The organism is Enterococcus sp. 7F3_DIV0205, assembly GCF_002141365.2.
GTDB classification, from domain to species: domain Bacteria; phylum Bacillota; class Bacilli; order Lactobacillales; family Enterococcaceae; genus Enterococcus_L; species Enterococcus_L palustris.
In genome coordinates, this window is sequence record NZ_CP147244.1 from 1,655,776 (window position 1) to 1,681,350 (window position 25,575).

Genomic DNA, 25,575 nt, shown 5'->3' on the forward strand with positions numbered 1-25,575 from the left:
CTACTCGTATTGATTTACTTTTTCATTTCTATTTTAATCATTATTTAGCAGGTTCCACTACTGTGTTTGATTCACTATCCATTGAATCCATTACAACTTTCATCAATGGATTAGCAATTTTTGCAAGAGCCTCTCTTGTATAAGTTTGAGGTTTTTTCATTGTAAGATATAAAATATACTCTGGATTATCAGCTGGCACCATTTCTACAACAGAATAAGTATAATCCGTTAGCCCAGCCATATAACCATTTTCTCCAGTGATTTGAGCAGTCCCTGTTTTAGCTGCTACATGATAGCCTGGGACTTTATATACATCATATGCAATACCGTAATTAGGATCTTCTACTGTATCGATCATATATGTCCGAATATCACTTGCTGCTTGTGGCGTTATTATTGGTTGACCCACTTTTTCAGGTTGTGTTACTTTTTCTTCACCAGTATTTTTATCTACGATCTTACTAATATATTGCGGCTTGATCATTGAACCATCATTGGCAATCGCTGTATAAGCTTGCATCATTTGAAAATTCGTTACAGAGATCGCTTGTCCAAATGATGACATCGCTATATCGACCCAGTTATCTTCTGGAAGTTCCCCAGCAGATTCACCAGCTAATCCTGATTTTGTTGATTTTCCAAAACCAAACTTTTCTAAATATTTTTTCCAAACTTGACCAGAAGGATCCATAGATTGCTCTAACGTAAGCATCCCAACATTACTAGACCAAGAGATTGCTTGTCTGAATGTCAAAGGTCCAACTGCACCAAAGTCATGGTCATTTACTGTTCGATCATCTAATACATAACCGCCAGCTGGATATGCAAATGTTGCATTAGGATTAAATTTCCCTTCTTGCATGGCTGCTGCAGATGTAAATAGTTTCATAGTAGAACCTGGCTCAAATTTATCTTCCACTAATATATTACGCCAAACAGTATCTTTACCTAACCCTTCTTTTGTTTCAGGATTGAAAGATGGACGTTGCGACATAGCAAGTATCTCACCCGTTTTTGCTTTCATTAGCATCGCTGTCATATCTTCTGGCTTGTATGCTTCAACAACGGGATCTAACAATGATTCCAGCTGACTTTGTATGCGACTATCTATCGTCGTGTAAATATCTTTTCCATCAACAGCTTTTTTTTCATTCGCAACTGTTCCAGGTAAAGGATTTCCATACACATCTTTTTCATAATCAATCTTGCCGTCTTGTCCTTTTAAGATATCATTATATGATTTTTCTATACCCATTTTTCCGACTAAACCTTTTGAATCATCCTCTGCATCAGCAGCATCAGTATAGCCGATAAAATGAGACGCAAAAACGCCATTTGGATAAATCCTAGCTGGATGTCCTTCAAAATAAAGTCCTGCAACCTTGTTTTTCTTTAATTCGTCTTCGATTTTTTGTCTGGTTTCTAATGTAATATTTTTCCCTTTAATCCCAAATTCAACTTGAAACTTGACTGAACCATCTTCATTTACGCCACCATTCAAATATTTCAACGCTTCATCTTTGGACAACTCTGTGTTTCTATCCAAGATTTCTGCTAATGCATCAAAATCTTTTTTCTGTGCGTAAAGCTTTTTATTTTCTTCACCTAAATAGGTTTCTGACAAAATAGCGTAAACAGAATAGGAAGTTGCATCTTCTGCAATCACAACTCCATTTCGGTCCAAAATCGCACCCCTTTTAGCTTTGACGACGCTACTGCCTTGATACAGATTCGCTGTTTTTTCAGGCAAAGATACTCCTGCAACTTTTCCTACAGCAACAATATACGTTAATCTAAAGGCAAATAAAAAGAACAATCCAATACTCGTAGCAAATAAAATAATGCCTACTTTTTTACGATTGTTCATTGGATTTAAGTTCTTCTTTTTGACAAAATTCTTTATTTTATTTTTTATGCTCATTTATTTCACTTTCCTTATATTTTCAATGTTATCAGAAAGGCCTTCTTTTTTTGCAACATCCTTGATGCGGTCCGCTTTTGATAATTCATTTTTTTGTTGTTCTAATTTCAAAGCTGCTTCTTCTTTTTCTTGGATCGTTGCTTGCGTCTCAGTAATTTGGTTGGTCATTTGTGTAATAGATGTACGTACTTGAATGGTGAGAATCGCTATTCCAATAATCGCTACTAACAATAAAAAGCCGATAGTCTTTTCTAAAAGTGAGATATTTCTCAACTTCCTTTTCGGAGATTGGGGTAGGTCTATATTTCGTTGAACTTTAGGTTCATTTTCTGGACCAATGACTGGTTCATCCATTACTGGAACATCGTATTGAAAATCTTCCACTTTTTTTAACTCAGCCATGTCGTTACCCCTTTCTTTATAAATTTAATTTAACTTTTTCGGCAATTCTTAATTTTGCACTTCGTGAGCGATTATTCTCAGCCAATTCAGTCTCACCTGGTAAAATCGGCTTTCTTGTAATTACTTTTAATTCTGGTTGAAACTCCTCTGGAACTACTGGTAGTCCAGGTGGTAAATCCTGCATCGTACTATATTCTTTAAACATGCTTTTTACAATTCGATCTTCTAGTGAATGAAAAGTAATCACACTGATACGACCATTTTTATTTAATAAGGAAATCGCTTGTTCCAGAGATTCTTCTACAACACCCAGTTCATCGTTGACTGCAATTCGAATTGCTTGGAAAATCCGTTTTGCTGGGTGTCCGCCTTTACGTCTAGCCGGCGCTGGAATTGCTGCTTTAATAATTTCGACTAGTTCCCCAGTTGTCTCGATCGGTGCCTTAACACGTACTCGTTCGATTTCTCTAGCAACTTGTTTGGAGAATTTTTCTTCGCCGTAACGGAAGAAAATTTTCACTAATTCATGATAACTGTAGTCATTTACTACATCGTAAGCAGATAATTCTGCTTCTTGATCCATCCGCATATCTAACGGTGCATCTTGGTGATAGCTAAATCCACGTTCAGCTTCATCTAGCTGAGGAGAAGAAACACCTAAGTCGTATAAAATACCATCGACATGATAAATCTCTTGATTCGCTAATTCTTGTTTTAAATGTCGAAAATTCGACTTGATAAAGGTCACCATACCTCGATCAATATATTTTTTTAATCGTTGTGCTGCGAAATCCAATGCTTTTTGGTCTTGATCGAACGCATATAAATGTCCTTGTTCGCCAAGTTGCGAGAGTAGATACTCACTATGACCTGCGCCGCCCAATGTGCAATCGACGTAAATACCATCTTCTTTCACATGTAAGCCGTCAACTGTCTCTTTTAATAAAACAGTATAGTGCTGAAAATCTTCCGTCATAATGCTCCTCTTTCTAAAAACCAAAATCAATCATTGTTTCTGCAATTTCATCAAAATTCTCTTCTGCTTCTGTAGAAAATTCTTGCCAGCGAGCTTCATCCCAAATCTCGATTCGATTTGAAACACCGATGATCACACAGGCTTTTTCTAAACTACCATGTGTTCTAAGCGCAGCAGGGATATTGATTCTGCCTTGTTTATCGATCTCACATTCTGTAGCAGCCGAGTAAAAAAAGCGGACAAATGTACGGGCATCCTTCTTAGCTAGAGGCATTTCTTTTAATTTTTCCTCTAGTTGTTCCCATTCGGACATTGGATAACCAAATAAACAGCCATCCATTCCCCTAGTCACTACAAACTTCTCACCTAATTGGTCACGAAATTTAGCAGGTACGATGAGTCGGCCTTTGGCATCTATATTATGTTGAAATTCACCCATAAACATAGCCAATTTTCCCCACTTTTCCACTTGATAGAAACAGTCTACCACATCCCGCCACTTTCTACCACCAAAAACAGTAAATCTTCCTTCTTTTAATGGTTATTTAAAAAGTTTGTAATATTTCAAGATGACACTCTTTTTCTAAAAAAGCGGTATCAATACCTATATAGTTGACTTTCAAAGGATTTTCATCCCTAATTTTTATGTTGAATTTCTCATAAAAATATTACAAAATAAAATGGTGGGACAAAGTGGAGGGGATCCACTCCTCCACCATTTCAATTTTTATGAAAAGTAATGAACAATATTCAGTAAAATCAGTACTGCATATAAAATTAAGCTCAAAAGAAACACTAAGCGCCAAAACATCTTAAAATATCTACCATATAAGATCTCGCCATAATAATATGCTTGAAATACTGCTACGCAAATCCCTAAGAGTAAAACTGAAATAACCATGTAGGGAACAATCGATTGCCCATAACTATCTTTTGACAATTCATTTAGTCCTATGAATAAAAATGGAATTGAAATATCCGGCGCTTTCACCTTAAAACGCTCTGTCAACGAAAACGTTGAGATAATAAAATTACACGCAAATAAGACAATAACTGGAAAAACATACCAAAAAAGCATAATGACTGAAAACGACACCATTTCCTAACAATTCCTTTCGTAACACATTGTGTTAACTATACTTTATTTTCTTTACACTGATGTTTCATTTCGTTTAAAAGTTCGTGCCTAAATAATACCAAATAAAAAGAGCTTTCCTTCCCAAAAACACTCCGACTCTATTATAATAGAATTGAGTAGCTTTATTAAAAAAATGAGGTGGCATTTTGATCAATTATTTAAAAATAGAACAGGGTATGTTGGTTCCTTCTCAAACTGACACAGATGAAACAGTCTGGCTCTCTGTAGAAAAACCAACTGAAGAAGAAATCAACCAATTAGTCACGACCTATAAACTCCCTAAAGATTATATCACAGGTGTACTGGATGATAACGAAAATTCTCGATTTGAAGGGTTGCATCAAAACACTTTAGAACAACCTGCTTTGATGCTACTTCAATATCCTCACGCAACAATCAGTCCTAGTGGGTATACGCAGCTAGATACGTTCCCATTCGCGATTATTTTAACGACAGATGGAAAAGTGATCACAGTTATCAATAATTCAGCTGATTTCTTAAAACAAATCTTTACCCAAGCTGTCCCCGATAGTGACTTACCTATCCAAGAAACTTTGATCCTATATTTATCATGGCAAATATCAACCTGTTACAACCGTTTTTTAAAAGAACTAATCAAACAAACGAATAAACTCGAAGGTGAATTAAAAGTTTCAACCGAAAATAGTCAACTATATCAAATGATGGATATTCAAAAAAGTTTAGTCTATTTTGAGTCTGCCATAAATTCTAATTTAGAGGTTCTAAATATGCTATACAACGCCAGGATCTTTACAGACCCTAGAGCTCACCTACCACGACTCCATGATATTTTGGTAGAAACAAAGCAAGCCGCAACAACTACTAAAATTCAGCTCAAACTTGTTGATAAAGTTAGCGATACCTTCTCAGCAATTGTTTCTAATAACCTGAACAATGTAATGAAAATCTTAACTTCTCTAACGATCGTTCTAACAATCCCTACGATTATTGGCGGGATCTTTGGTATGAATGTAAAATTACCTTTCGCTAATCGAGAAGATGCCTTTTTCTGGATCTTTATCGTTACGACCGCAACCTGTATTTTTGTGATTCGACGGCTAAAAAAACGAAACCTTTTGTAAAATTTCTTGTTGCTGATTTTAACAAAAGGATGTAGAATGGAGAAAGTAAAGAATAAGGATGTGTATAATCAATGAACGATAAAAAGACAAGCACGTTTTCTAAAGTCACTAAAGTCGTTGTTTGGTTGATGCTAATCGCCATTGCCGGCTCAACAATACTGACTGCTATAATGAGTTTAAGATAATCAACTAAATAAACTATGGAGGAGTAAGCTAAGTGTCTAACACCCTTGCTTCTCCCTTTTTTTGACTAATTTTTAGATCAACAAAAAAACTCTTTATCCAGCTACTTCTCTTAGTATGCTTCAATAAAGAGTTTTTTATTTTCGCTAGCCTCTACGTTCGTTTCCAGCCATATTCAATAATTCTTTTGCATGTTCGACCGTCAACTTAGTAATCTCACTACCTGATAGCATACGGGCAATTTCTGCTACTCGTTCGTCTTCTTTCAGTCTTCTAACTTTCGTTTCTGTTCGCTCACCAATAATTTCTTTTTCGATAAAATATTGATAATCTGCCACAGCTGCTACTTGAGGGAGATGCGTGATACATAGCACTTGTGAATCTTCAGAAATCTGATAGATTTTATCTGCGATTGCTTGTGCAACTCGCCCACTGACCCCAGTATCCACTTCATCAAAAACAATACTAGTAATTCCTTGTGATTTAGAAAAAATTGTTTTCAATGCCAACATCACACGTGATAGTTCTCCACCCGAAGCTACTCTTACAAGAGGTTTTAACGGTTCTCCTGGATTCGTTGTGATATAAAATTCAACTTGCTCCAGGCCTTCTTCTGTGAACTGTTCCTCTGGTAATTCTGTAAAACGGATATCAAATTCCGTCCGCTCCATATACAATTCTTTTAATTCTTTTAAGATGTTTTTTTCCAGTTTTTTAGCAATTTTTTTTCTGATTTCTCGTAATTGCAACCCTTTTTCAATGACTTGATTTTTCTTTTCGACTAATAGCGTTTCTAACTCACCAGTTCGACCTTCCAAAAAATCAGCATCAGCTAATTCTTGTGTGATTTCCTGATAGTAATCAAGAATAGATTCAATCGATTCGCCATACTTTCTTTTCATCTGCCGAATAAGTTCCAGTCTAGTTTCCACTTCGTTCAATCGGTTTTCATCTAATTCTAAACTATCGATGTGTCGAGATAAATCGCCACTAGCTTCTTGTAACAGATAATAACTATTTTGAACGGCTTCCGATATCGCTTTATATTCTGGATCAAGCATCTCGATCGATAGTAATTCATTCATCGCATAACCAATCTTGTCTAAACTGCTGTCGCCATCCCCATTGACTGCTTCATAGCTCGCAGCTAAAGCATCCGCAATTTTTTGGAAATTCCCTAGCTTATTTCGTTCTTCGATCAATTGCTCTTCTTCACCTAAAACAAGTTCAGCTGTAGCAATCTCATCACTTTGAAACTGCAACATATCCATTCGTTGCGCAAATTCTTTTTCATTTTTCTGTCTATTTCTAACCTTTTTTTCAATCAAGCGATATTCTGAGTAAATCCCTTCATACTGCTCTTTTATCTTAAATAGCTCTTTGCCACCAAAATCATCCAACATCCCTAAGTGTTTCTCACTCTGCATCAATTCTTGATGTTCGTTCTGACCGTGGATATCTACTAAAAATTCACCGATTTTTCGTAAATTTGCGATATTGATGATTCTGCCATTAACTCGACAGACATTCTTACCTGAGGTTGAGATATCTCGCTGAATCACAATTGATTCTTCATCTGTCTCAATCCCTAATTCTTCCAGAATATTAACTAATTCTTGATTTTTCGGCATTGTGAAAAGACCTTCCAAAGTACATTTAGAAGCGCCTTGACGAATGTAATCACTCGATCCTCGACCACCCGTCAATAATCCCATCGCATCAATAATAATTGATTTCCCAGCACCGGTTTCTCCAGTTAGAACAGTCATTCCCATCTGAAATTCTAATTGTAAAGAAGATATGATCGCAAAATTATTAACAGAAAGTTCTTGCAGCATCCTTATTCACCTCGATTTTATAAATAGCGGAAAAATTCATTTTTTAAAAATTCAGCATCTTTTTCAGTGCGAGCAATGATCAATACACTATCATCGTCATTGAGTGCTGCAAAGACGATCTCTTTATAGTGCTTCTCTATTAAATTCGATGCTGCCGCAGCGTTCCCTGGTATAGTACGCAAAATAACTTGCTTTTCCATTTGATCAACCGAAACAAAAGCATCTTTCATTAGCTTTTCTAATTTTACAGACGTATCTTCCTTTGTTTCTGCCGGAATACTATAACGATAGCCACCATCTATGGACGGTACTTTAATCAGTTTCATCTCTTTGATATCTCGAGAAATCGTTGCTTGTGTCACTTCTATTCCTTTTTCTTGCAGGTAAGTAACAAAGTCTTCTTGTTTCTGGATATTTTTATCAGCTAATAAACGAGTAATCAGACGATGCCGATCTTTTTTCCTCATAATAGTTTCTCCTTCTTTTACCGATCCATTTTGCAACTCTTAGTCTTTCAGCACTAGAGTTTTAAGGTAGTGTCAGCTTTTCTACACCCATACGTCGTCATGAAAAAAAACACTTTTATCGATTCATTTCCATTTTATCATAGCGTATTTTTATTCATTTTGGAAGTATAAAAAATAAGACTGAAATAAAACGCTGGGCGCTTTCTCTCAATCTTACTGATTACGTCTTTTATTGACTGATATATCTTATAAATTAGCTTTTCAATTTCTTGTGAGCCGCTTCAACAACTGTGTTGATCTCTGTTGTAAGATCTTGAATTTCTGAGCCATCTCGTGAAGTTAAATAAGCTAAAAATTCGATATTTCCTTCTCCACCAGTAATAGGTGAATAATCCAATCCGCTGACTGAATACCCATGTCCTTGTGCAAAAGACAGAATATCCTTTAAAACAAATTTATGGGTCTCAGGTTCACGAACGATCCCTTTTTTGCCGACTAACTCTTTACCTGCTTCAAATTGGGGTTTAATCAAAGCGACTACTTTACCACCAGTTTTTAAAATTTCATGCAACGGGGGTAAAATCAATTTCAAAGAAATAAATGAGACATCGATCGTTGCAATATCTGGAATACCTTCTTGAAAATCCTCTGGCTTACTGTATCTAAAATTCGTCCGTTCCATCACAACTACTCGTTCATCTTGACGAATCTTCCACGCTAATTGATTGTAACCAACATCTAGCGCATAGCTCAAGCGAGCGCCATTTTGTAGAGCAACATCTGTAAATCCTCCAGTAGATGCTCCAATATCCAGCATGGTTTTATCCGTTACATCAATTTCAAAAACTTCCAGAGCTTTCTCCAACTTCAAACCACCGCGAGAAACATAGGCTAGTGTCTGCCCTTTTACATGCAAAGGCGTCTCAAGCAAAATTTTTTCTCCTGGCTTGTCCAATCGTTCATTTTTATCGTTGTAAACTAGTCCAGCCATCACTGCACGTTTGGCTTTTTCTCTTGTTTCAAATAATCCTTGGGTAAACGCTAAAATATCTACGCGCTCTTTTTTCATAAGTGCCTTCTTTCTATCCTAACTGCAATTGTTCTAATAATTCTAGTAATAATTCCAAATGAAATTCCGAGCTTGTCTGTTTTATTGTTTCTAGGGTACTGCGCCCTTTTTCTAATTGTTCGTCCAGTGCTTGTTTTGCGCCGTCTAATCCAAGTAAACTTGGATAAGTGCTCTTGTTTAAAACTTCATCTCGACCAACTTGCTTCCCTAATTCTTCTTCTGAACTAGTTGCATCCAGCAAATCGTCTTTGATTTGAAAAGCTAAACCTAAATGCTGCGCAAATCTACCCAATAAGTCAACGACTTCTTTTGGTTGTTCTGCTAAAATCCCACCAGCTAAAAGCGCAAACTCAATCAAGGCTCCCGTCTTCTTTTCATGGACATCCGCCAACTCATTTAAGGATAATGAGCGCTCTTCTCCCTGTAAATCTCCTGCCTGTCCTGCAACCATTCCTTGGGTACCTGCCGCTTTACTCAGCAACTGAATCAACAAAACTTTTTGGTTCGACTCAATTTGACTAATAGCGATTAATTGAAAAGCGGCGGTAAGTAACCCATCGCCAGCTAAAATCGCATGTGCTTCACCAAATACTTTATGATTGGTTGCTTTACCACGACGTAGGTCGTCATCATCCATTGCTGGCAGATCATCATGAATCAACGAATATGTGTGTATCATTTCTAAAGCTGCAGCGACTTGGTAATCATGAATCTGTACTTTTTTATTAAAGGAACGAATCACAGCTAATACTAAAAGTGGACGAAATCGTTTGCCTCCCGCATGAATGGAGTATAACATCGCCGTTTTTAAGTGGTCATTTGCAGTATATTCATTGATAAAATTTTCCATTTCTTTTTCAATAAGCGGCAAACTCTGCTTACGAAAATCATTGAAAGCTTCCATCAATTTTCCTCACTTTCTTCAAAAGCGACTTCTTGATTATTTTCTGTCATGACTTTTGTCAGTGTCTTTTCAGCTTTTTCTAACGTATCTTGACACTGCTTGCTTAAAACCATCCCTTCTTGAAAAGCGGCTAAGGCTTCTTCTAAGGGGACATCTCCACGCTCTAAACGCTGAACTATTTCCTCTAACTCAGTTAATGATTCTTCAAATGTTTTTTCGACTGCTTTTTCTTTGGCCATCTTTTTACTCCTCTTCAGCAGGTGATATTTTGTCGATCACCGTATCTACTACACCATCTACATAATGGATTTGAATTTTGTCTTTAGATTTCAGTTCGTTGACTGATTTGATTACTTGTTGCTCTTTCGTGGTATAACTATACCCACGACCCATAATTTTTAAAGGGCTCAACAAATCTAATTGTTGAACAGCAGAAGTAAATCGTTTTTCTTTATCTTTCATATATTGTTCCATTCGATCATGAAGAGATTTGTTCAAAAACTTCAGTTGTTGCTGCCCTTCTCTGATTTGACCTTGCGGGGTTTGTTGTCTAAATTGCGCGATGATCTCTTGGGCGGACCGTTGTTTGTGGTGATAAACAGTTTCCATAGATTGTATCAAACGCTGCGTAATTCGATCTAATTTAATTGTTTGCCCCTCATATAGGCGATTTGGCTGTTTAAATACATAAGAATTTTTCAAACGTTGATAACGGTCATTTTTTTGTTGTAGTTGATAGAGAAAGCTTTGCTCTAAACGCGTTTGCCGTTCTTGAATCTTTAAAAGCTCTTCATTCAATACAGGGACGGCTAATTCAGCTGCTGCGGTCGGTGTCGCCGCTCTGACATCGGCAACCATATCAGCAATCGTCACATCCGTCTCATGTCCAACTGAAGAAATCACTGGCGTTTTCGCTTCATAAATTGCTCTAGCAACTCGTTCTTCATTAAATGGCCACAAATCTTCGATCGAGCCGCCACCGCGACCAATGATCATTGTATCGAATGTCCCCAATTCTTCAATACGCTGAATATTGCGGACAATGTCATCAGCTGCCTGATCTCCTTGTACTAACGTTGGAAATAGCACTAGTTGCGCGATAGGGTATCTTCGTTTTACAGTTGTAATGATATCGCGGATAACCGCCCCGCTAGGGCTGGTAACAACTGCAATCCGTTTCGGATATCTCGGTAATATTTTTTTAGGGCCTTCAAATAACCCTTCTTTCCCTAGTTTTTCACGTAACTCCGCCAATGCTTGGTATAACGCACCAACGCCATCAGGTTCCATGTGTTCTACATAAATTTGGTAAGAACCTCCGCTTTCGTATAACGACACCCGCCCAACCAACAGTACTTTCATACCTTCTTTTGGTTGAAATTTAAGCTTTTGGAAAGCCGATTTAAACATGATTGCCGAAATCTTTGCGCCATCATCTTTTAAACTAAAATACTGATGAGCGTTCGGACGTAGACGAAAATTAGAAATTTCTCCCGTCAAATAAACCCGTTCCAAGTATGGATCAGCATCAAATTTGCGTTTTAAATATTTGGTTAAGGCAGTAACTGTTAAATATTGCTGCTCCATCTTCTCACCTTACTTTTGTTTTTTAGCGGCCTCTACTGTTTGGTACATCAACATCGTGATCGTCATTGGGCCAACGCCTTTGGGTACCGGCGTGATAAAACTTGCAATAGGTGACACTTCATCAAATTTCACATCACCGATCAACTTGCCATTCTCATCTCGATTCATGCCAACGTCGATCACAACTGCACCTGGTTTAACAAATTCTTTTGTCACAAAGTGGCCACGGCCAATTGCAACAACTAAAATATCTGCTTCTCTAGCAACCGCTGGTAGATCTACAGTTCTTGAGTGAGCAATCGTAACTGTCGCATTTTTCATCATTAAAAGCTGTGCCATTGGTTTTCCAACTATATTACTTCGACCGATCACAACGGCACGTTTGCCTTCTAGATCGATATCATACGCTTCAAACATTTTCATAATACCATACGGAGTACATGGGATCATCGTCGGCTCACCAATGAATAATTGTCCCATGTTCATTGGGTGAAAACCATCAACATCTTTTTTAGGATCAACAGCCAATAATACTTTTTCTTCATCAATGTGTTTTGGCAACGGTAATTGAACTAGTATTCCGTGGTAGTCTGGATCTTGATTATATTGTTCGATCACAGCTAAAAGATCTGCTTCTGAAATCGTTTCAGGCAGACGTTCTATTTTCGAGCGAATACCAATCTTAGCCGCAGCTAAATCTTTGTTTTTTACATATGTTTGACTTGCTGGATTTTCACCCACTAATAAAACAACTAAACCAGGACGGATACCTTTTTTTTCAAGTTCTTGCACTTCTTCTTTGATTTGCGCCTGCATTTTATCTGCTAGTTCGCGGCCATTGATTAACTCTCCCATTAAGATCACTCCTCATTTTTTGTTTGTATTCTTTTATTTTAGCATAATTCAGCTAGTCTTAACACTCTATAATCCTTATCTCCTTGAATTGTATAGCAATAAAACTTCTCTCCCTTTGGTCGCCAAGTATTGTTCATCATCTACTCTGGCTGAGCCAGTCGTAGTCCTTCAATTCTTAGAGCTTTTGCTCTTAGAAATTGATGAGATCGAAGCGCAGCGTAGGGATTCACTAGTAAGGTTACTTCTCTCCCTTCGGTCGCCAAGTATTGTTCATCATCTACTCTGGCTGAGCCAGTCGTAGTCCTTCAATTCTTAGAGCTTTAGCTCTTAGAATTTGATGAGATCGAAGCGCGGCGTAGTGATTCACTAGTAAGGTTACTTCTCTCCCTTTGGTCGCCAAGTATTGTTCATCATCTACTCTGGCTGAGCCAGTCGTAGTCCTTCAATTCTTAGAGCTTTAGCTCTTAGAAATTGATGAGATCGAAGCGCAGCGTAGGGATTCACTAGTAAGGTTACTTCTCTCCCTTCGGTCGCCAAGTATTGTTCATCATCTACTCTGGCTGAGCCAGTCGTAGTGATTCACAACAAAAAAGATTCAAAGTATTTCTACTTTGAATCAATATCTTTCATTACATTGGCTAAAACACCATTTACGAATTTTCTTGAACGGTCATCACTATACTTTTTAGCTAATTCAATTGCTTCATCTAAAGCAACTGTATTAGGTACATCACCAACATATAGCATTTCAAAAATAGCCATACGTAAAATGATCAGATCCATCTTAGCAATACGCGAAATCGACCAGTTGTTTCCTAAATGTTTTTTGATGATCTCGTCAAGTTCTGCTTTTCGATCACAAACGCCGCCTACCAATAAATCTAAGTAAGTTGGGACAAACTCTTCCCCATCTTCACTAATGATTTCTTGGTTATCTAACTCCAACGCATAAGAAATCGCATCTTGTTTGGTTAAGTCAACATTAAAGTCTAAAGGAAATAACGCTTGAAGCGCTTTTTCACGAATCTCGTGACGAGTGAAACTTGGCTTACTCATTTTCTCCCTCATCTTCCGGGAATAATTCATCAAAATCTGGTTCAGGTAGTTTCTCTGGAACTACTGCCACTACATGAATATTTACTTCCACTAAATCGATGTCTGTCATAAACAGCACTTGCTGTTTCACTCGATCTTGCATTTCTAAAGCTACCTTAGGTACTGAGATGCCATAGTTTAAGTAACAGTAAATATCAACTTTTAAGCCTTCTTCTTCCGCTCTTAAATAAACGCCTTTACCGTGAGCAGCACGGCCTAGAAACTCTGTTACATTATTAGCAAATGTTCCACGCATACCATATACGCCATCGACTTTAGATGCTGCAATACCAATAATGACTTCAATTACCTCCGGCGCAATAACGATTTCGCCTAAAGAATCTTTTGTATTGATCACTAGGTTTTTTTCTTCAGTCATTTTAATCCTCCTTATAATAAAAGCAATGCGGGCTTGTCCTGTTTTTTTTCCGAGAACGAGCCTGCAAAGTTAGATAGAACAAACGTTAGCGCAGGAAACTTTCCCGTGTCTGTCAAAACTTTTACTGATTTACCTATCTACGTTTACATTCTCTCTTAGTTTATCATTAATTAGCTTGTTTCGCTACCAAAAAAACTATGAGAAAATGGGGCGAAAATGGTTTATCTGTAGAAAATAGTTCTCATCTAAAGCATTTATCATTTTTTACAATATTATTAATTCTTTAGGTGAGTGTGTTAGGACGCGATTTCCTTCTTTCGTAATCAATAGATCATCCTCGATTCTGACACCGCCAAGACCTGCTAAATAGATACCAGGTTCATCAGTGATTACATTCCCAGGTACAAATTGTTTATCTGCTCTAAAGGAAACATTTGGCCCTTCGTGGATTTCTAAACCGATTCCATGACCTGTACTATGGCCAAACGCTTCACCATATCCATAAGAAGCAATGTGATCACGAGCAATCGTATCAAGCTGAATCCCAGTTAGTCCTGGTTTAGCTTCGTCCAACACTTTTAATTGTGCTTCTAAAACGATTTGATAAATGTCTTTTAATTTGCTGTTCGGTTCGCCGATTGCAAAAGTTCTAGTCATATCTGAAACATATCCTTGATAATAACAACCGAAATCCAACGTGATCAAATCACCTTTTTCGATGATTTTTTCACTTGCCACACCATGAGGCATCGCGGAGCGAACACCACTTGCAACGATTGTTTCAAAAGATACACCAGAAGCTCCTAAAGATCGCATATAAAAATCTAATTGGTTCGCAATCTCAATTTCTGTCATGCCCGGTTTGATAACTGTTAAAATGTGCTTAAAACCAAGATCTGCAATGCTGCAGGCTTTTTCGATAATAGCAATTTCTTCTTCATCTTTAACTTCACGCAGCTCTTCGATCAAACCTGCTACTGGAATTAAGTCACATGGCGTGATTTCTTCTAGTAAGCTATATTCTGCAAAACTAACAAAGGTTTCTTCAAATGCCATATTTTCTAATTGTTCTTTTTCTGCAATCGCTACTACTTCATCATAAATTGGACCAGTATTTTGAACAATCTCAAAGCCTTGTGCTTGCTCTGCTGCTTGTTCTGTATACCGAAAATCTGTTACAAAAAAAGCTTTATCTAAAGTAATCACAGCGAGCCCAGTTGTACCAGTAAAATTTGTTAAATAGCGTAAATTGTACGGACTTGTGATCAAAAATCCCGAAAGATCATTTTTTCGCATTAATTCTCTTAATTTATTAACTCTTACCATCATTTTTTTCATCCTTCTTTCCAAAATAGGTTCGTCCCTATTATAACAAATAATGATTTCGAAAAACACCGAAGACCTGCAACCTCTAAATTATTCTAAAGTTTCTATGATACAAGCCTGATTTTACCTTTTTTTAATTTCTTTCCGTTATAGTTATAGCTGAAAGTGAGGTTACCAATGAAAAAACGCTACTTTTTTTATTTATTTTTATTAGCCATGATCGGCATGATTCTCTATGCTTTTTTTATAGAACCGAAAAGAATTGTCACCCATAACTACACTATAGGAAACAACGATGGACAAAAGCCGATTAAAATCGTTCAACTTTCTGATATTCATATTCAGGAAAAATATCCTGTTTCACATTTAGAAAAAATCGTAACAAAAGTCAATAACGAAAAACCAGATATTATTTTGTTTACTGGCGATTTATTTGATAATTATGCCGAATATGGCCCAACAGAAGAGGTCATTACTGCATTAGGTCGACTAACTGCTCCTTTAGGAAAATATGCCGTTTGGGGCAATCATGATTATGGCGGTGGCGCTGCTCGGATTTATCCTGAGATTTTAGCAGCAGCGGATTTTCAATTACTTGAAAATTCTGGCGTAAATGTGCCAGTTTCGAACGAAAAATCAATCTACATTGGCGGTTTAGATGATTCAATGTTAGGAAATTCTTTGATTGATGATACCTTAGCCGCTCGTCAAAGTGACTATACTATTTTACTAAGCCACGAACCTGACAAAGCAGATGAAGTACTCGATCACGATATTCAGTTAATTTTATCTGGTCATAGTCATGGTGGGCAAGTGAGATTACCTTTTTTTGCGATCAAAAATGTCATGGCTGAAAAATATTTTGAAGGCTTTTATACTTTAGCGAATGACACAACTTTGTACGTTAATACAGGTTTAGGCACAACAAAAATCCCAGTTCGTTTCAGAGTTCCACCAGAAATTGCTGTATTTGACCTTTATGTTTAGATTTTCTTTACAAACAAACGAGGTTGGGACAGAAGGGATTGCTTCTGCTACCATCGTTTATTTGGATTCCACGTGAGCGGGACATGACTCTTTAAGTTATGTCCCGCTCACGTTTGTTTGTAAACTTATCCTATTACCTTAACACGACCGCCGATTTTTTCAGCGAATTTTTCTGCATAGTTTTTAGTTTGAAAGATTCGAACACACGTTTTATCTCTTGTACGTTGTCCGTCTTTACCAATATACCCATGTAACACTTTTACAGCGTACATCGTCATTCCCCCTTCCTATAAACTTTCAGAATTTGTCTCCGTCTGTTGCTATAATTAACTATAACCAAAAGAACTTAACTGAAACATAAAAATCTTCGAATAAATAATGAATACTTATTAAGAAAAAACGAAGAACAATTACATTTGATTAAGAATATTTAGTACACTAGAAAAAATAAAAAGAGCAGAGATCGATCATTATCCCAGCTCCTTATATCCTATTGTATTAAATTTTCCTCTATACTAAACAATGATATCTTTCGTCTTTTTATCCATATGTATCCTAGCTGTCCAAGTTTCAAATGTAACCAGTACAGGTTCTGAGTGATTTAATTCTTTTTGGTAGCTTGACAATTTAGGTTCGATTGCTTCTACTGACTCAACTTGTTCAATGGTCAACTTCCCTTTTAAAAGCAGACTTTCATGTTTAATTTCCTCATAACAGCAAACAGATCCATTCGGGTTATTTTGGATATTTTTAACAGTCTCACCATTACCGTCCAAATAAAACTGCAACTTTAACAACCCTTCTCTCCATAACGGTTCAGAAACAGCAATAACCGTCGGAAAATTACGTTTATCAATTGTTGAAATCAAAAATACGGTACTTGAATTTAACAACCTGACAATTCGCTCATGTATTTCCATTATTGAAGGCCCCCTATTAATCAAGTTTCTACTAATTATAACAATTTTATATCAATTTAGGAAAGCTGGACCCTCTTTTAAATGAACTTTCCCCTAAATAAAAAAAATAGAAGGTTGAAACAAAAAGGAATGACCACTTTTGATCCAAGCTCTTCTATTAATTTATTTAATCATTCGTTTCTTTTAGCCAATTACTTTGTCGGCTCGTGCTTAAAATCATTCTACAGATCGGGCCCACAAGTAATAACTGCAACGGCAATGCCATAATAAGGTTTTTAGCAAAGGCATCTACATAATAACTTAGGAAGTTTTCTGTGAAACCAAATTGCATAAAAACACCATACATCGACATGAAAAAAACCATTCCTAAAACCATGCAACTAGAAACAGCAATGATCATCTGGATTTTTTTCTCTTTATTGATAGGTAAAGCAAAAGCAATTTTTTTAGCTGGTGACGAAACAATTAAGACATCAAATAGAAACGCTACAATAAATCCTGGTATCAATCCACCAAATAAATTGCTTAATGAAAATTGTCCATGTAATAAAAGATTATAGGCGCTCATTGACATCACCATAGAAAAACAGACAATCGTTGTGAAGAAAATTCCTTCTTTTTTGTTTTGTGGCATACATACACTCCTCTTTTTTTGATAACAGAGTTTATGCTACCATAAAATAATTTTTCTCGTAAGTTAAAATTTTTTAATGATATTGATTGGAGTATAAATAAGTGCCTGAGGGCGCAAAAAAAGCTCTATCCTTAGATAAAAGATAGAGCAAATCAGTTCAAAAATTATTGAGCTACTGGGTAAACAGACACTTGTTTTTTGTCACGGCCTTTACGTTCAAAACGTACTACGCCGTCTACTTTAGCAAATAAAGTGTCATCTCCGCCAATACCTACGTTAGCACCTGGGTAAATTTTAGTTCCGCGTTGACGGTATAAAATTGATCCACCAGTTACTGTTTGTCCATCAGCGCTTTTAGCACCTAGGCGTTTAGATTCTGAATCACGTCCGTTGGAAGTAGAACCTCCACCTTTTTTGTGGGCGAATAATTGTAAATTCATGTTTAATAACATAGTCTGCACCTCCTATTTTTCATTTATGGTTTTGACTTGAATAAATTCAAGATTTTCTTGCTCAACTGCTTGTAGACCCAATAAAAGGTTTTCCAAGAGAATTTGGGCTATGTTGGTTTGTTCCTGATTGGTATTTGAAATCACTTCAACATAAAGGTAACCACCTTCATCTTCGTTGGTTTCAACAATCGGTTCAAAGCCAGCTAATGCATCAATACCGTTGACGGTGCTAATCGTTAAAGCAGAAACAGCTGCACAAACGATATCACTGCCATATGGGCCTGATTCCGCATGCCCTGAGACTTCAAATGAAACGATTTGACCTGCGCCATTTCGTTTAAAAGAACTTTTAATCATTGATAGGCCTTCTTTCCTATGCAACTTAAAAGAATTATGCGTTAATTGCGTTGATTACAACTTTTGTATATGGTTGACGGTGACCTTGTTTGCGGTGAGTGTGTTTTTTAGGTTTGTATTTGAAAGTCACGACTTTCTTTTGTTTGCCGTGTTTTTCTACAGTTCCTTCGACAGTTGCACCTGCGACAGTTGGAGCTCCTACTTTCGTAGATTCGCCACCCACTAAGATAACTTCGTCAAAAACAACTTTTTCGCCAGCTTCTACGTCTAATTTTTCAACGTAAATTGCTTGACCTACCTCAACTTTTACTTGTTTACCACCAGTTTTGATAATTGCGTACATGCTATACAGCACCTCCTTCTTCTAGACTTAGACTCGCCATCCCAAGTGACAACGATTGTTGTGCTTACAAAAACTTGTTCTGTGCGGTTGTAGCTGTGGAGTCCACAATTACAACATTAGTATCATATCAAAATAAAGAGTGAGAGTCAATAAAAACTTAGTGATTTAGCGATTTAAACTACTTTTCAAAAAAACTTTGTTGTTATTTCTAATTTATGATTGACTTTGTTTTCCATGTTCATTATAATAAACTCTGTTGCGTTAATATTTTGCGCCAATAGCTCAGCTGGATAGAGCACTCGCCTTCTAAGCGAGCGGTCGGGAGTTCGAATCTCTCTTGGCGTATTATTTTAAGCGTGTATCTCAAAAAACACCAACCTGTTAAACGGTTGGTGTTTTTTTATTATGTTTATGAAAGTTCTACTTTTCCTGTGTAAAGTTGATGATAAATTCCTTTTTCTTTAAGCAAGTCCTCATGACTCCCTCGTTCGATGATTCGTCCATGATCCATCACCATGATCGCATCTGAATTTTGAATAGTCGATAATCGATGGGCAATAACAAATACCGTTCTTCCCTTCATCAAACGATCCATCCCTGCTTGTACATGTTTTTCCGTTCTTGTATCAATACTTGACGTTGCTTCATCTAAGATCATGACAGGCGGATCTGCGATTGCAGCCCGGGCAATCGATAATAATTGGCGTTGCCCTTGCGACAATCCATCACCATCACCTGTGATCACAGTATCATATTTCTCAGGTAAATTATTGATAAAGTCTTCCGCATTCGCTAACTGAGCTGCTTTGATCACGTCTTCATCCGATGCATTTAATTTTCCATAACGAATATTCTCACGAATCGTTCCCGTAAATAAATGGGTATCCTGCAAAACAATCCCTAATGATCTTCTTAAAGAACTTTTTTTGATTTTTTTCACGTTGATTCCATCATAACGTATTTTCCCTTCTTGAATATCGTAAAAACGATTGATCAAGTTAGTGATCGTTGTTTTCCCCGCGCCTGTAGCTCCAACAAAAGCGACTTTTTGCCCTGGTTCTGCATAGAGATTGATATCCTTTAAGACTCTGTTTTTATCTGTATACCCAAAAGACACATCTTCAAAACGCACGTCTCCAGTTAATTCAGTATAGGTCACTGTACCATCATTATGCGGATGTCTCCAAGCCCAGATACCCGTTCTAGTTTCACTTTCAACTAATTTATCTCCATGTCGATTCACATTAACTAACGTCACGTAGCCATCATCTACCTCTGACTTTTCATCGATCAAAGTAAAGATTCGGTCAGCTCCAGCTAATGCCATGATAACAAAATTTATTTGTTGAGACACTTGACTGATCGGCATATTCAATGAGCGGCTTAATTGGAGAAAAGAAGCGATCATCCCAATCGTTAAACCAGAAACACCATATACTGAAAAAATTCCTCCAACTACTGCTAGAAGCACATACTGAATATTTAATAAATTCATCATGATCGGCATCAAACTATTGGCATACTTATTTGCTTGAGTAGCGCTTTGTCGCAGTTCTTCATTCATAGCTTTAAATTGTTTGATTGTTTGTGGCTCATGATTAAAAATCTTCACCACTTTTTGTCCATGCATGATTTCTTCGATATAACCGTTCACACTTCCTAGATCACGTTGTTGTTTTCCGAAATACTGGCTACTACGACCAGCAATCAGACGAATCGTAACAATCATCACAGAAACAGAAACAATCACAACAAGTGTCAGCGGAACACTAATGGTAAACATTGCAATAAACACACTAATAAAACTAACAACAGCCATGACTAGATTGGGAATGCTTTGAGAAATCATTTGCCTTAAAGTATCCGTATCATTCGTAAAATGACTCATAATATCTCCGTCAGAATGTGAATCAAAATAACGAATCGGCAATGTTTCGAGATGGGTAAACATCTCATCACGAATCGTTTTTTGAGTCCCTTCACTAATTCGTACCATGATTAAGTTAGACAACAAATTTGAAATAATTCCTACCCCATAAATCAGTGCCATTGTCATAATTGCCTTTAATAGTCCAGAAAAATTAGGATTATCTTGTCCAAGTAGCGGCGTAATATAATCATCGATCACCACTTGTAGGAAGAGCGAGCCACGAACGTTAGCAAAAGTACTAAGTAATATGAGAATCAGTACCAGTATGAGCTGTAGCTTGTACTTTTTAAACATATATGAAAACAGTCGTTTCAATGTTTTCAAAGGATCTTGATTTTTCTGAATCCCTTTTGTTTGTTCATCACGCATCCTCTTCACCAAATCCTTTCTTTTGGGATTCATACACTTCTTGATAAATCTGGTTATTCGCTAATAATTCATCGTGTGTTCCAATGGCATTGATCAAGCCTTTATCCATGACAATAATTCGATCTGAATCTTCAATAGAAGACACACGCTGACCGATAATAAATGTTGTCGTTCCAGGAATTTCTTGTCTCATTCCTTCTCTGATCAAGCGGTCTGTTTTCGTGTCTACTGCACTTGTTGAATCATCCAAAATTAAAATTTTAGGTTTCTTCAACAATGCTCGGGCAATACACAGACGCTGTTTTTGTCCCCCAGAAACATTATTTCCACCTTGGGAAATCAATGTATCGTATTTATCAGGAAATTCTTGAATGAAGCTATCAGCTTGTGCAATTTTACAGACTCTGATCAAGTCTTCATCTGTCGCATCTTCATTTCCCCAGCGCAGATTTTCTTTGATTGTTCCTGTGAACAGCACATTATTTTGTAAAACCATGCTGACTTGATCTCGCAATGACTTCAGATCATATTCACGAACATCGTGTCCACCAACTTCTACTGAACCTTGTGTCACATCATATAATCTTGGAATCAACTGAACTAATGTTGACTTAGAACTACCTGTCCCACCAACGATTCCAATCACTTCGCCAGATTTTATCTCCATATTCGCATGCATCAATGCCAATTTTTCAAGATCATTCGCATAACTAAAACATACATCGTTAAATCGAACAGAGCCATCCGGTATTTCAAAAAGAGGATTTGCATTATTTTTTAAATCACTTTCTTCAGATAACACTTCTGTGATCCGTTCAGCCGAAGTCCGTGCAATCAATACAATGACAAAAACCATCGATAACATATTTAAACTCATCAAAATCTGCATTGTGTAGGTAAACATGCTGACTAACTCTCCAGTGGTCAACGTGCTACCAACTACAAATTTTGCTCCTAACCATGAAATCAGTAACATGCATGTATATACTGCAAACTGTAAAATAGGATTATTGAATGCAACAATACTTTGTGCTTTTGCGAATGTTTTGTAGATGTCTTTAGATACTGTTTTGAACTTCTCGTCTTCATGCTTTTCTCTTACATAAGATTTAACTACCCGAATCCCTTGTAGATTTTCTTGAACAACATTATTTAGTTTGTCATAGATCCGAAAAACCTTATTAAAATTCGGATGTGCAAAATAAATAACGGCTGCAAGACCAATCATAAGAAAGGGCACAACGCCTAAATAAATCAATGATAGATCCTTGTTGATACTAAACGCCATCACTAATGAAAAAATCATGATCAACGGACTGCGAACTAAAAGCCGAATAATCATTTGATAAGCATTTTGAACATTGGTCACGTCTGTTGTCATTCGTGTGATCAAACTTGACGTGGAAAAACGATCAATGTTTGAAAATGAAAACCCTTGGATACGAACAAACAATTGATCTCGTAAATTTTTGGCAAAGCCAGCTGATGCCACAGCCGCATATCGACCTGACATCGCACCAAAAAACAAGGCAATAATTGCACAAATAAATAAAATCGCGCCATACATTAAAATCGCTTTGGTATTTCCTTTTTCAATACCGTTATCGATCATCATCGCCATAACTAAAGGGATGATAATATCTAAAATCACTTCCCCTGTTACATAAAGTGGGGTAATAATACTTTCTTTTTTATAGACACCAATATTCGAAATTAGTTTTTTTATCATGTAATCAGATCACCTTCCTTATTTATTTGTTTGCTATTCTCAGATAATTTCCCCATCACTTTAAAGAAGATTGTCAGCTCCTCTTCAGTAATTCCTTGAACAAGTAATGCATCAAATTTATGTAGCTTGACGATGTTTTCTTTGACTTTTTGTTTCCCTAAATCAGTTAAGATTATGGTTTTAAAACGATTATCTTCTTTACAGCTACTTCGTTCAATGAATAAGCGTTTCTCCATCGTTTGCAGAACACCTGTCGCAGTAGAACGGCGAATATCAAATTCTTGCTCTATATCTTTTTGATAGACGGGTATTTGTTGACTATTACGGCGGTGAATAAAATTAAGAATGCGCATTTGGATACTTGAAGATGCCTCGCCGTCGTCTTCTTTTAGAATTTCTGCTGCTTTTCGATTGAGTTCGTTGGCTAAAATCCTGATTTTTAGACCGATTTTTCTGTCCATGATTTACCTCCTCGTTAAATAGTTCGGTTCCTAACTATATTACGATACATATCAGGATAAGGTCAAGCTTAAATTATATATCAATTGATTATCCAAAAAAAAACAGCCGTTATCAATCGGCTGTCCTTTTACTCTAGCCTAGCTCAACGATTGTTAAGTTAGGGTTTCTACCATTTGCTTTATTAATCAGATTACTATCCATAATAATTCTTACACTTAATTTATCTCCTGTATTCAATTTTACTATACTTGAGCCAGATCCTGATAAAACTACTCCCTGAGGACTTGAAAGAGCTACATTCGAAACTAAAGTATCATTTTTATACAGTCTAATATCAGCCCAGCCACCTGCAGTTTCAAAATGAACAGATGCCATATATCCAACTAGAACTGTTGTAGACTTATTTACAGTTACATCATATGAATTTAATGTACAGAAATTTGATGCGCTAACTGTTTGAGTTCCTCCTAAGGGCAATTTATTATTATTAGTAGTTAAAGTCCATTTACCTGTATGGCTTAGTCCAAAATAATCAGATTTTGTGGCTACTGTTTTGCCATTACTCTGCAGCCCATCCTTAAAATTCTTAATCCCAGCAATTTCTTCATCACCAGTCTTTTTAACCACCGTCTCCTCAAAATTATCAATAGCACTTGTATGTGTCTTCGGATATAACAAGTTCCCTTTTTCTTCTAATTGTACGATATCTGCCATTATACTGCTCCCACCTTACTAAATGTTATTGTTGGTAATGTATCTAATTTTTTCTTGTCTACTGCGCTCATCAGCCCGTTGACTGTTTGCGTTGCGGTAGTTGTCGTTGTTGCATTTACACCCGCTGGTCCTTGTGGTCCCGCAGCACCAGTAGCACCTTTTAAGCCCTGAGGTCCTGTTGCGCCCATTGCTCCTTGCGGACCTGCTGGACCTATATCTCCTTTTTCACCTTTGATTGTTGTTAAACCTTCCACCGCATTTACGTGTGTTTTAGGATAAACAACAACACCATCACTTTTTAATTCGACGATATCTGTCATACTGTTCCCACCTTCTCTATTGATATTCCTGTTCCTTCAACGCCTAAATCTTTAGCAGTCAACGTAATATCTCCCGTTTTTCCATTGATCGAAGTCACACCGCTTCCTACTGTTTCGATTTTATCCAAACCGAGGATTGCACTAACGTGTGTTTCTGGAAAAACTTGGCGTTGTACACCCGCTTCATCCGTTTCCATGACTTTTTTTATTTCTACTTCATTTGCCATCAAACTGAACCTACCTTTCTTATGAAGAAAGTCTTTTGTTTTTCACTATCAATTTCAGCTATTACTAAAGCTGAAGCCTCTTTTTTATGTGTAACTGTTCCTAATTTGGTTACGCCGTGATTTAAGCTAAATTTATCATCTCGGATCGTTCTAAGGATTCCAGCTTCACCACTTTTCAACGTGAAATGTGCTTGTTTTAACTCTTCAATTAAATTTAAAAGATTCCCCGCAGCATTTTCATCTAAGATTTCTTTGATCGTTGCAAACCATTGATCGAATTCTGCTCTTTGAACTGTCGTCCATTGATCGTATCGCTCTTGATTTGTTGTGATCCAACTTTGAAACTCTGCAATAATACGCTGCAATTCTTCTTGTGCTACTAAATACCAATCATCATAAATCTCCTGGCAAGTTTTCACCCATTCAGTGAAATAGCGTAAGATTTCCTCAAATGTCCAAATATAGTTACTATCTTTGATACCATCATCGTAAATACTTTCTTTGACTTGATAAGCAAAATCCCGTGTTGAAAATTGTTGTCGCCAGCTTAAATCTTTCTGCAATTCTCTAAAACTAAAGTAAGCAGTATTTTCTCCGACACTTTGCATATCGTAATTTGTTAATGTGTATTCTAATTTTCCTTTTTTTGCGTCGATGATTTTAGTGACCTTTTGCTCGGATAAACCGAGTCCAATATGATGTCCTTGTTTGACGCAGAAAAAAGGGGTTAAATTTGAAATGTCTTTTGGTTTTCCATGTTCTGTTATTGTCACAGCCAAGACTTGGGTTCCTTCGTCAAATTGACGAACCATAATTGTTGGAATATTGTCATTTGGTTGTGTCGTTGATAGAAAAATTGGATATACGATTGACATTTACTCACTCCTT

31 protein-coding genes, 1 tRNA gene and 1 other annotated feature are annotated in these 25,575 nt (G+C 36.8%); of the genes, 4 read left to right on the forward strand and 28 right to left on the reverse strand.

Features of this window, described 5'->3' with window-relative positions:
- Positions 1 to 40: 40 nt before the first annotated feature.
- The 5 genes from A5821_RS07840 to A5821_RS07860 form a co-directional block, all read right to left on the reverse strand.
- On the reverse strand, positions 41 to 1,921 hold the full coding sequence (locus A5821_RS07840; RefSeq protein ID WP_086314010.1) for a peptidoglycan D,D-transpeptidase FtsI family protein: 1,881 nt from the start codon (positions 1,919 to 1,921) through the stop codon (positions 41 to 43).
- A complete protein-coding gene (gene ftsL / locus A5821_RS07845) occupies positions 1,922 to 2,323 on the reverse strand; it encodes a cell division protein FtsL (protein ID WP_086314011.1) in 402 nt (133 codons plus the stop codon).
- A 16-nt stretch (positions 2,324 to 2,339) separates the two neighbouring features.
- A complete protein-coding gene (gene rsmH, locus A5821_RS07850; protein WP_170922973.1) occupies positions 2,340 to 3,299 on the reverse strand; it encodes a 16S rRNA (cytosine(1402)-N(4))-methyltransferase RsmH in 960 nt (319 codons plus the stop codon).
- Between the two features lie 13 nt (positions 3,300 to 3,312).
- Positions 3,313 to 3,744 (reverse strand): division/cell wall cluster transcriptional repressor MraZ, encoded by a 432-nt coding sequence (gene mraZ / locus A5821_RS07855; protein ID WP_010762855.1) that lies wholly within the window; start codon positions 3,742 to 3,744, stop codon positions 3,313 to 3,315.
- Between the two features lie 282 nt (positions 3,745 to 4,026).
- The gene (locus A5821_RS07860; RefSeq protein WP_010764034.1) at positions 4,027 to 4,398 is read right to left on the reverse strand and encodes a DUF3397 domain-containing protein; all 372 of its coding nucleotides are present in this window, start codon (positions 4,396 to 4,398) and stop codon (positions 4,027 to 4,029) included.
- 185 nt (positions 4,399 to 4,583) lie between these two features.
- Between A5821_RS07860 and A5821_RS07865 the strand changes: the two genes are divergently transcribed.
- Both A5821_RS07865 and A5821_RS07870 read left to right on the forward strand, forming a co-directional pair.
- Positions 4,584 to 5,540, forward strand: a complete 957-nt coding sequence (locus tag A5821_RS07865; protein ID WP_086314012.1) for a magnesium transporter CorA family protein — start codon at positions 4,584 to 4,586, stop codon at positions 5,538 to 5,540.
- Between the two features lie 71 nt (positions 5,541 to 5,611).
- Positions 5,612 to 5,725 carry a DUF4044 domain-containing protein gene (locus A5821_RS07870; protein WP_071868151.1) on the forward strand — a complete coding sequence of 38 codons (114 nt, stop codon included), beginning with the start codon at positions 5,612 to 5,614 and terminating at the stop codon, positions 5,723 to 5,725.
- A 144-nt stretch (positions 5,726 to 5,869) separates the two neighbouring features.
- On the opposite strand, the gene recN is transcribed toward A5821_RS07870, so the two are convergent.
- The 10 genes from recN to A5821_RS07920 form a co-directional block, all read right to left on the reverse strand.
- Complete coding sequence (gene recN / locus A5821_RS07875; protein ID WP_086314013.1) at positions 5,870 to 7,561, reverse strand: DNA repair protein RecN; 1,692 nt, start codon at positions 7,559 to 7,561, stop codon at positions 5,870 to 5,872.
- A gap of 17 nt (positions 7,562 to 7,578) precedes the next feature.
- Complete coding sequence (locus A5821_RS07880) at positions 7,579 to 8,028, reverse strand: arginine repressor (protein WP_086314014.1); 450 nt, start codon at positions 8,026 to 8,028, stop codon at positions 7,579 to 7,581.
- A gap of 253 nt (positions 8,029 to 8,281) precedes the next feature.
- Complete coding sequence (locus tag A5821_RS07885; RefSeq protein WP_086314015.1) at positions 8,282 to 9,097, reverse strand: TlyA family RNA methyltransferase; 816 nt, start codon at positions 9,095 to 9,097, stop codon at positions 8,282 to 8,284.
- Positions 9,098 to 9,110: 13 nt separating this feature from the next.
- The gene (locus A5821_RS07890; RefSeq protein ID WP_086314016.1) at positions 9,111 to 10,001 is read right to left on the reverse strand and encodes a polyprenyl synthetase family protein; all 891 of its coding nucleotides are present in this window, start codon (positions 9,999 to 10,001) and stop codon (positions 9,111 to 9,113) included.
- Entirely contained in the window at positions 10,001 to 10,240 is a 240-nt protein-coding gene (locus A5821_RS07895; protein ID WP_086314017.1) for an exodeoxyribonuclease VII small subunit, read from the reverse strand. Before A5821_RS07895 ends, A5821_RS07890 begins: the two co-directional genes overlap by 1 nt.
- Positions 10,241 to 10,244: 4 nt before the next feature.
- Complete coding sequence (gene xseA / locus A5821_RS07900) at positions 10,245 to 11,588, reverse strand: exodeoxyribonuclease VII large subunit (RefSeq protein WP_086314018.1); 1,344 nt, start codon at positions 11,586 to 11,588, stop codon at positions 10,245 to 10,247.
- 9 nt (positions 11,589 to 11,597) lie between these two features.
- Entirely contained in the window at positions 11,598 to 12,443 is an 846-nt protein-coding gene (locus tag A5821_RS07905) for a bifunctional methylenetetrahydrofolate dehydrogenase/methenyltetrahydrofolate cyclohydrolase (protein ID WP_086314019.1), read from the reverse strand.
- A 606-nt stretch (positions 12,444 to 13,049) separates the two neighbouring features.
- The gene (gene nusB, locus A5821_RS07910; protein ID WP_170922974.1) at positions 13,050 to 13,499 is read right to left on the reverse strand and encodes a transcription antitermination factor NusB; all 450 of its coding nucleotides are present in this window, start codon (positions 13,497 to 13,499) and stop codon (positions 13,050 to 13,052) included.
- Complete coding sequence (locus A5821_RS07915; protein WP_010771224.1) at positions 13,492 to 13,917, reverse strand: Asp23/Gls24 family envelope stress response protein; 426 nt, start codon at positions 13,915 to 13,917, stop codon at positions 13,492 to 13,494. The genes nusB and A5821_RS07915 overlap by 8 nt, the downstream gene beginning before the upstream one ends.
- Positions 13,918 to 14,181: 264 nt before the next feature.
- Entirely contained in the window at positions 14,182 to 15,246 is a 1,065-nt protein-coding gene (locus A5821_RS07920) for a M24 family metallopeptidase (RefSeq protein WP_086314021.1), read from the reverse strand.
- Between the two features lie 174 nt (positions 15,247 to 15,420).
- Between A5821_RS07920 and A5821_RS07925 the strand changes: the two genes are divergently transcribed.
- Positions 15,421 to 16,230, forward strand: a complete 810-nt coding sequence (locus A5821_RS07925) for a metallophosphoesterase (RefSeq protein WP_086314022.1) — start codon at positions 15,421 to 15,423, stop codon at positions 16,228 to 16,230.
- A gap of 125 nt (positions 16,231 to 16,355) precedes the next feature.
- On the opposite strand, the gene A5821_RS07930 is transcribed toward A5821_RS07925, so the two are convergent.
- The 6 genes from A5821_RS07930 to rplU all read right to left on the reverse strand — a co-directional run bounded on the left by A5821_RS07930 (position 16,356) and on the right by rplU (position 18,936).
- Positions 16,356 to 16,502: a hypothetical protein gene (locus A5821_RS07930; RefSeq protein WP_086314023.1), complete on the reverse strand. Its 147-nt coding sequence runs from the start codon at positions 16,500 to 16,502 to the stop codon at positions 16,356 to 16,358.
- A 243-nt stretch (positions 16,503 to 16,745) separates the two neighbouring features.
- Complete coding sequence (locus tag A5821_RS07935) at positions 16,746 to 17,150, reverse strand: pyridoxamine 5'-phosphate oxidase family protein (protein WP_086314024.1); 405 nt, start codon at positions 17,148 to 17,150, stop codon at positions 16,746 to 16,748.
- A gap of 166 nt (positions 17,151 to 17,316) precedes the next feature.
- Positions 17,317 to 17,784: a DUF2798 domain-containing protein gene (locus A5821_RS07940; RefSeq protein ID WP_086314025.1), complete on the reverse strand. Its 468-nt coding sequence runs from the start codon at positions 17,782 to 17,784 to the stop codon at positions 17,317 to 17,319.
- 164 nt (positions 17,785 to 17,948) lie between these two features.
- Entirely contained in the window at positions 17,949 to 18,236 is a 288-nt protein-coding gene (rpmA, locus tag A5821_RS07945) for a 50S ribosomal protein L27 (protein WP_010762831.1), read from the reverse strand.
- 12 nt (positions 18,237 to 18,248) lie between these two features.
- Positions 18,249 to 18,593, reverse strand: a complete 345-nt coding sequence (locus A5821_RS07950; protein WP_086314026.1) for a ribosomal-processing cysteine protease Prp — start codon at positions 18,591 to 18,593, stop codon at positions 18,249 to 18,251.
- A gap of 34 nt (positions 18,594 to 18,627) precedes the next feature.
- Positions 18,628 to 18,936 carry a 50S ribosomal protein L21 gene (rplU, locus tag A5821_RS07955; protein WP_010762829.1) on the reverse strand — a complete coding sequence of 103 codons (309 nt, stop codon included), beginning with the start codon at positions 18,934 to 18,936 and terminating at the stop codon, positions 18,628 to 18,630.
- Between the two features lie 19 nt (positions 18,937 to 18,955).
- Positions 18,956 to 19,035 (reverse strand) — a sequence feature (ribosomal protein L21 leader region).
- Between the two features lie 172 nt (positions 19,036 to 19,207).
- On the opposite strand from rplU, the gene A5821_RS07960 reads away from it, so the two are divergent.
- Positions 19,208 to 19,281, forward strand: a tRNA-Arg gene (locus A5821_RS07960).
- A gap of 64 nt (positions 19,282 to 19,345) precedes the next feature.
- On the opposite strand, the gene A5821_RS07965 is transcribed toward A5821_RS07960, so the two are convergent.
- From A5821_RS07965 to A5821_RS07995, 7 genes are all read right to left on the reverse strand, one after another.
- Positions 19,346 to 21,235, reverse strand: a complete 1,890-nt coding sequence (locus A5821_RS07965) for an ABC transporter ATP-binding protein (protein ID WP_086314027.1) — start codon at positions 21,233 to 21,235, stop codon at positions 19,346 to 19,348.
- Complete coding sequence (locus A5821_RS07970; RefSeq protein WP_086314028.1) at positions 21,228 to 22,964, reverse strand: ABC transporter ATP-binding protein; 1,737 nt, start codon at positions 22,962 to 22,964, stop codon at positions 21,228 to 21,230. The genes A5821_RS07965 and A5821_RS07970 overlap by 8 nt, the downstream gene beginning before the upstream one ends.
- Positions 22,961 to 23,425: a MarR family winged helix-turn-helix transcriptional regulator gene (locus A5821_RS07975; RefSeq protein WP_086314029.1), complete on the reverse strand. Its 465-nt coding sequence runs from the start codon at positions 23,423 to 23,425 to the stop codon at positions 22,961 to 22,963. Before A5821_RS07975 ends, A5821_RS07970 begins: the two co-directional genes overlap by 4 nt.
- Positions 23,426 to 23,558: 133 nt before the next feature.
- On the reverse strand, positions 23,559 to 24,140 hold the full coding sequence (locus A5821_RS07980; protein WP_086314030.1) for a hypothetical protein: 582 nt from the start codon (positions 24,138 to 24,140) through the stop codon (positions 23,559 to 23,561).
- Positions 24,140 to 24,460 carry a collagen-like protein gene (locus tag A5821_RS07985; protein WP_086314031.1) on the reverse strand — a complete coding sequence of 107 codons (321 nt, stop codon included), beginning with the start codon at positions 24,458 to 24,460 and terminating at the stop codon, positions 24,140 to 24,142. Before A5821_RS07985 ends, A5821_RS07980 begins: the two co-directional genes overlap by 1 nt.
- Complete coding sequence (locus A5821_RS07990; protein ID WP_010771210.1) at positions 24,457 to 24,687, reverse strand: hypothetical protein; 231 nt, start codon at positions 24,685 to 24,687, stop codon at positions 24,457 to 24,459. The genes A5821_RS07985 and A5821_RS07990 overlap by 4 nt, the downstream gene beginning before the upstream one ends.
- Positions 24,687 to 25,562, reverse strand: coding sequence for a phage baseplate upper protein (locus A5821_RS07995; protein WP_086314032.1), 876 nt, complete (start codon positions 25,560 to 25,562; stop codon positions 24,687 to 24,689). The genes A5821_RS07990 and A5821_RS07995 overlap by 1 nt, the downstream gene beginning before the upstream one ends.
- Positions 25,563 to 25,575: the final 13 nt, after the last annotated feature.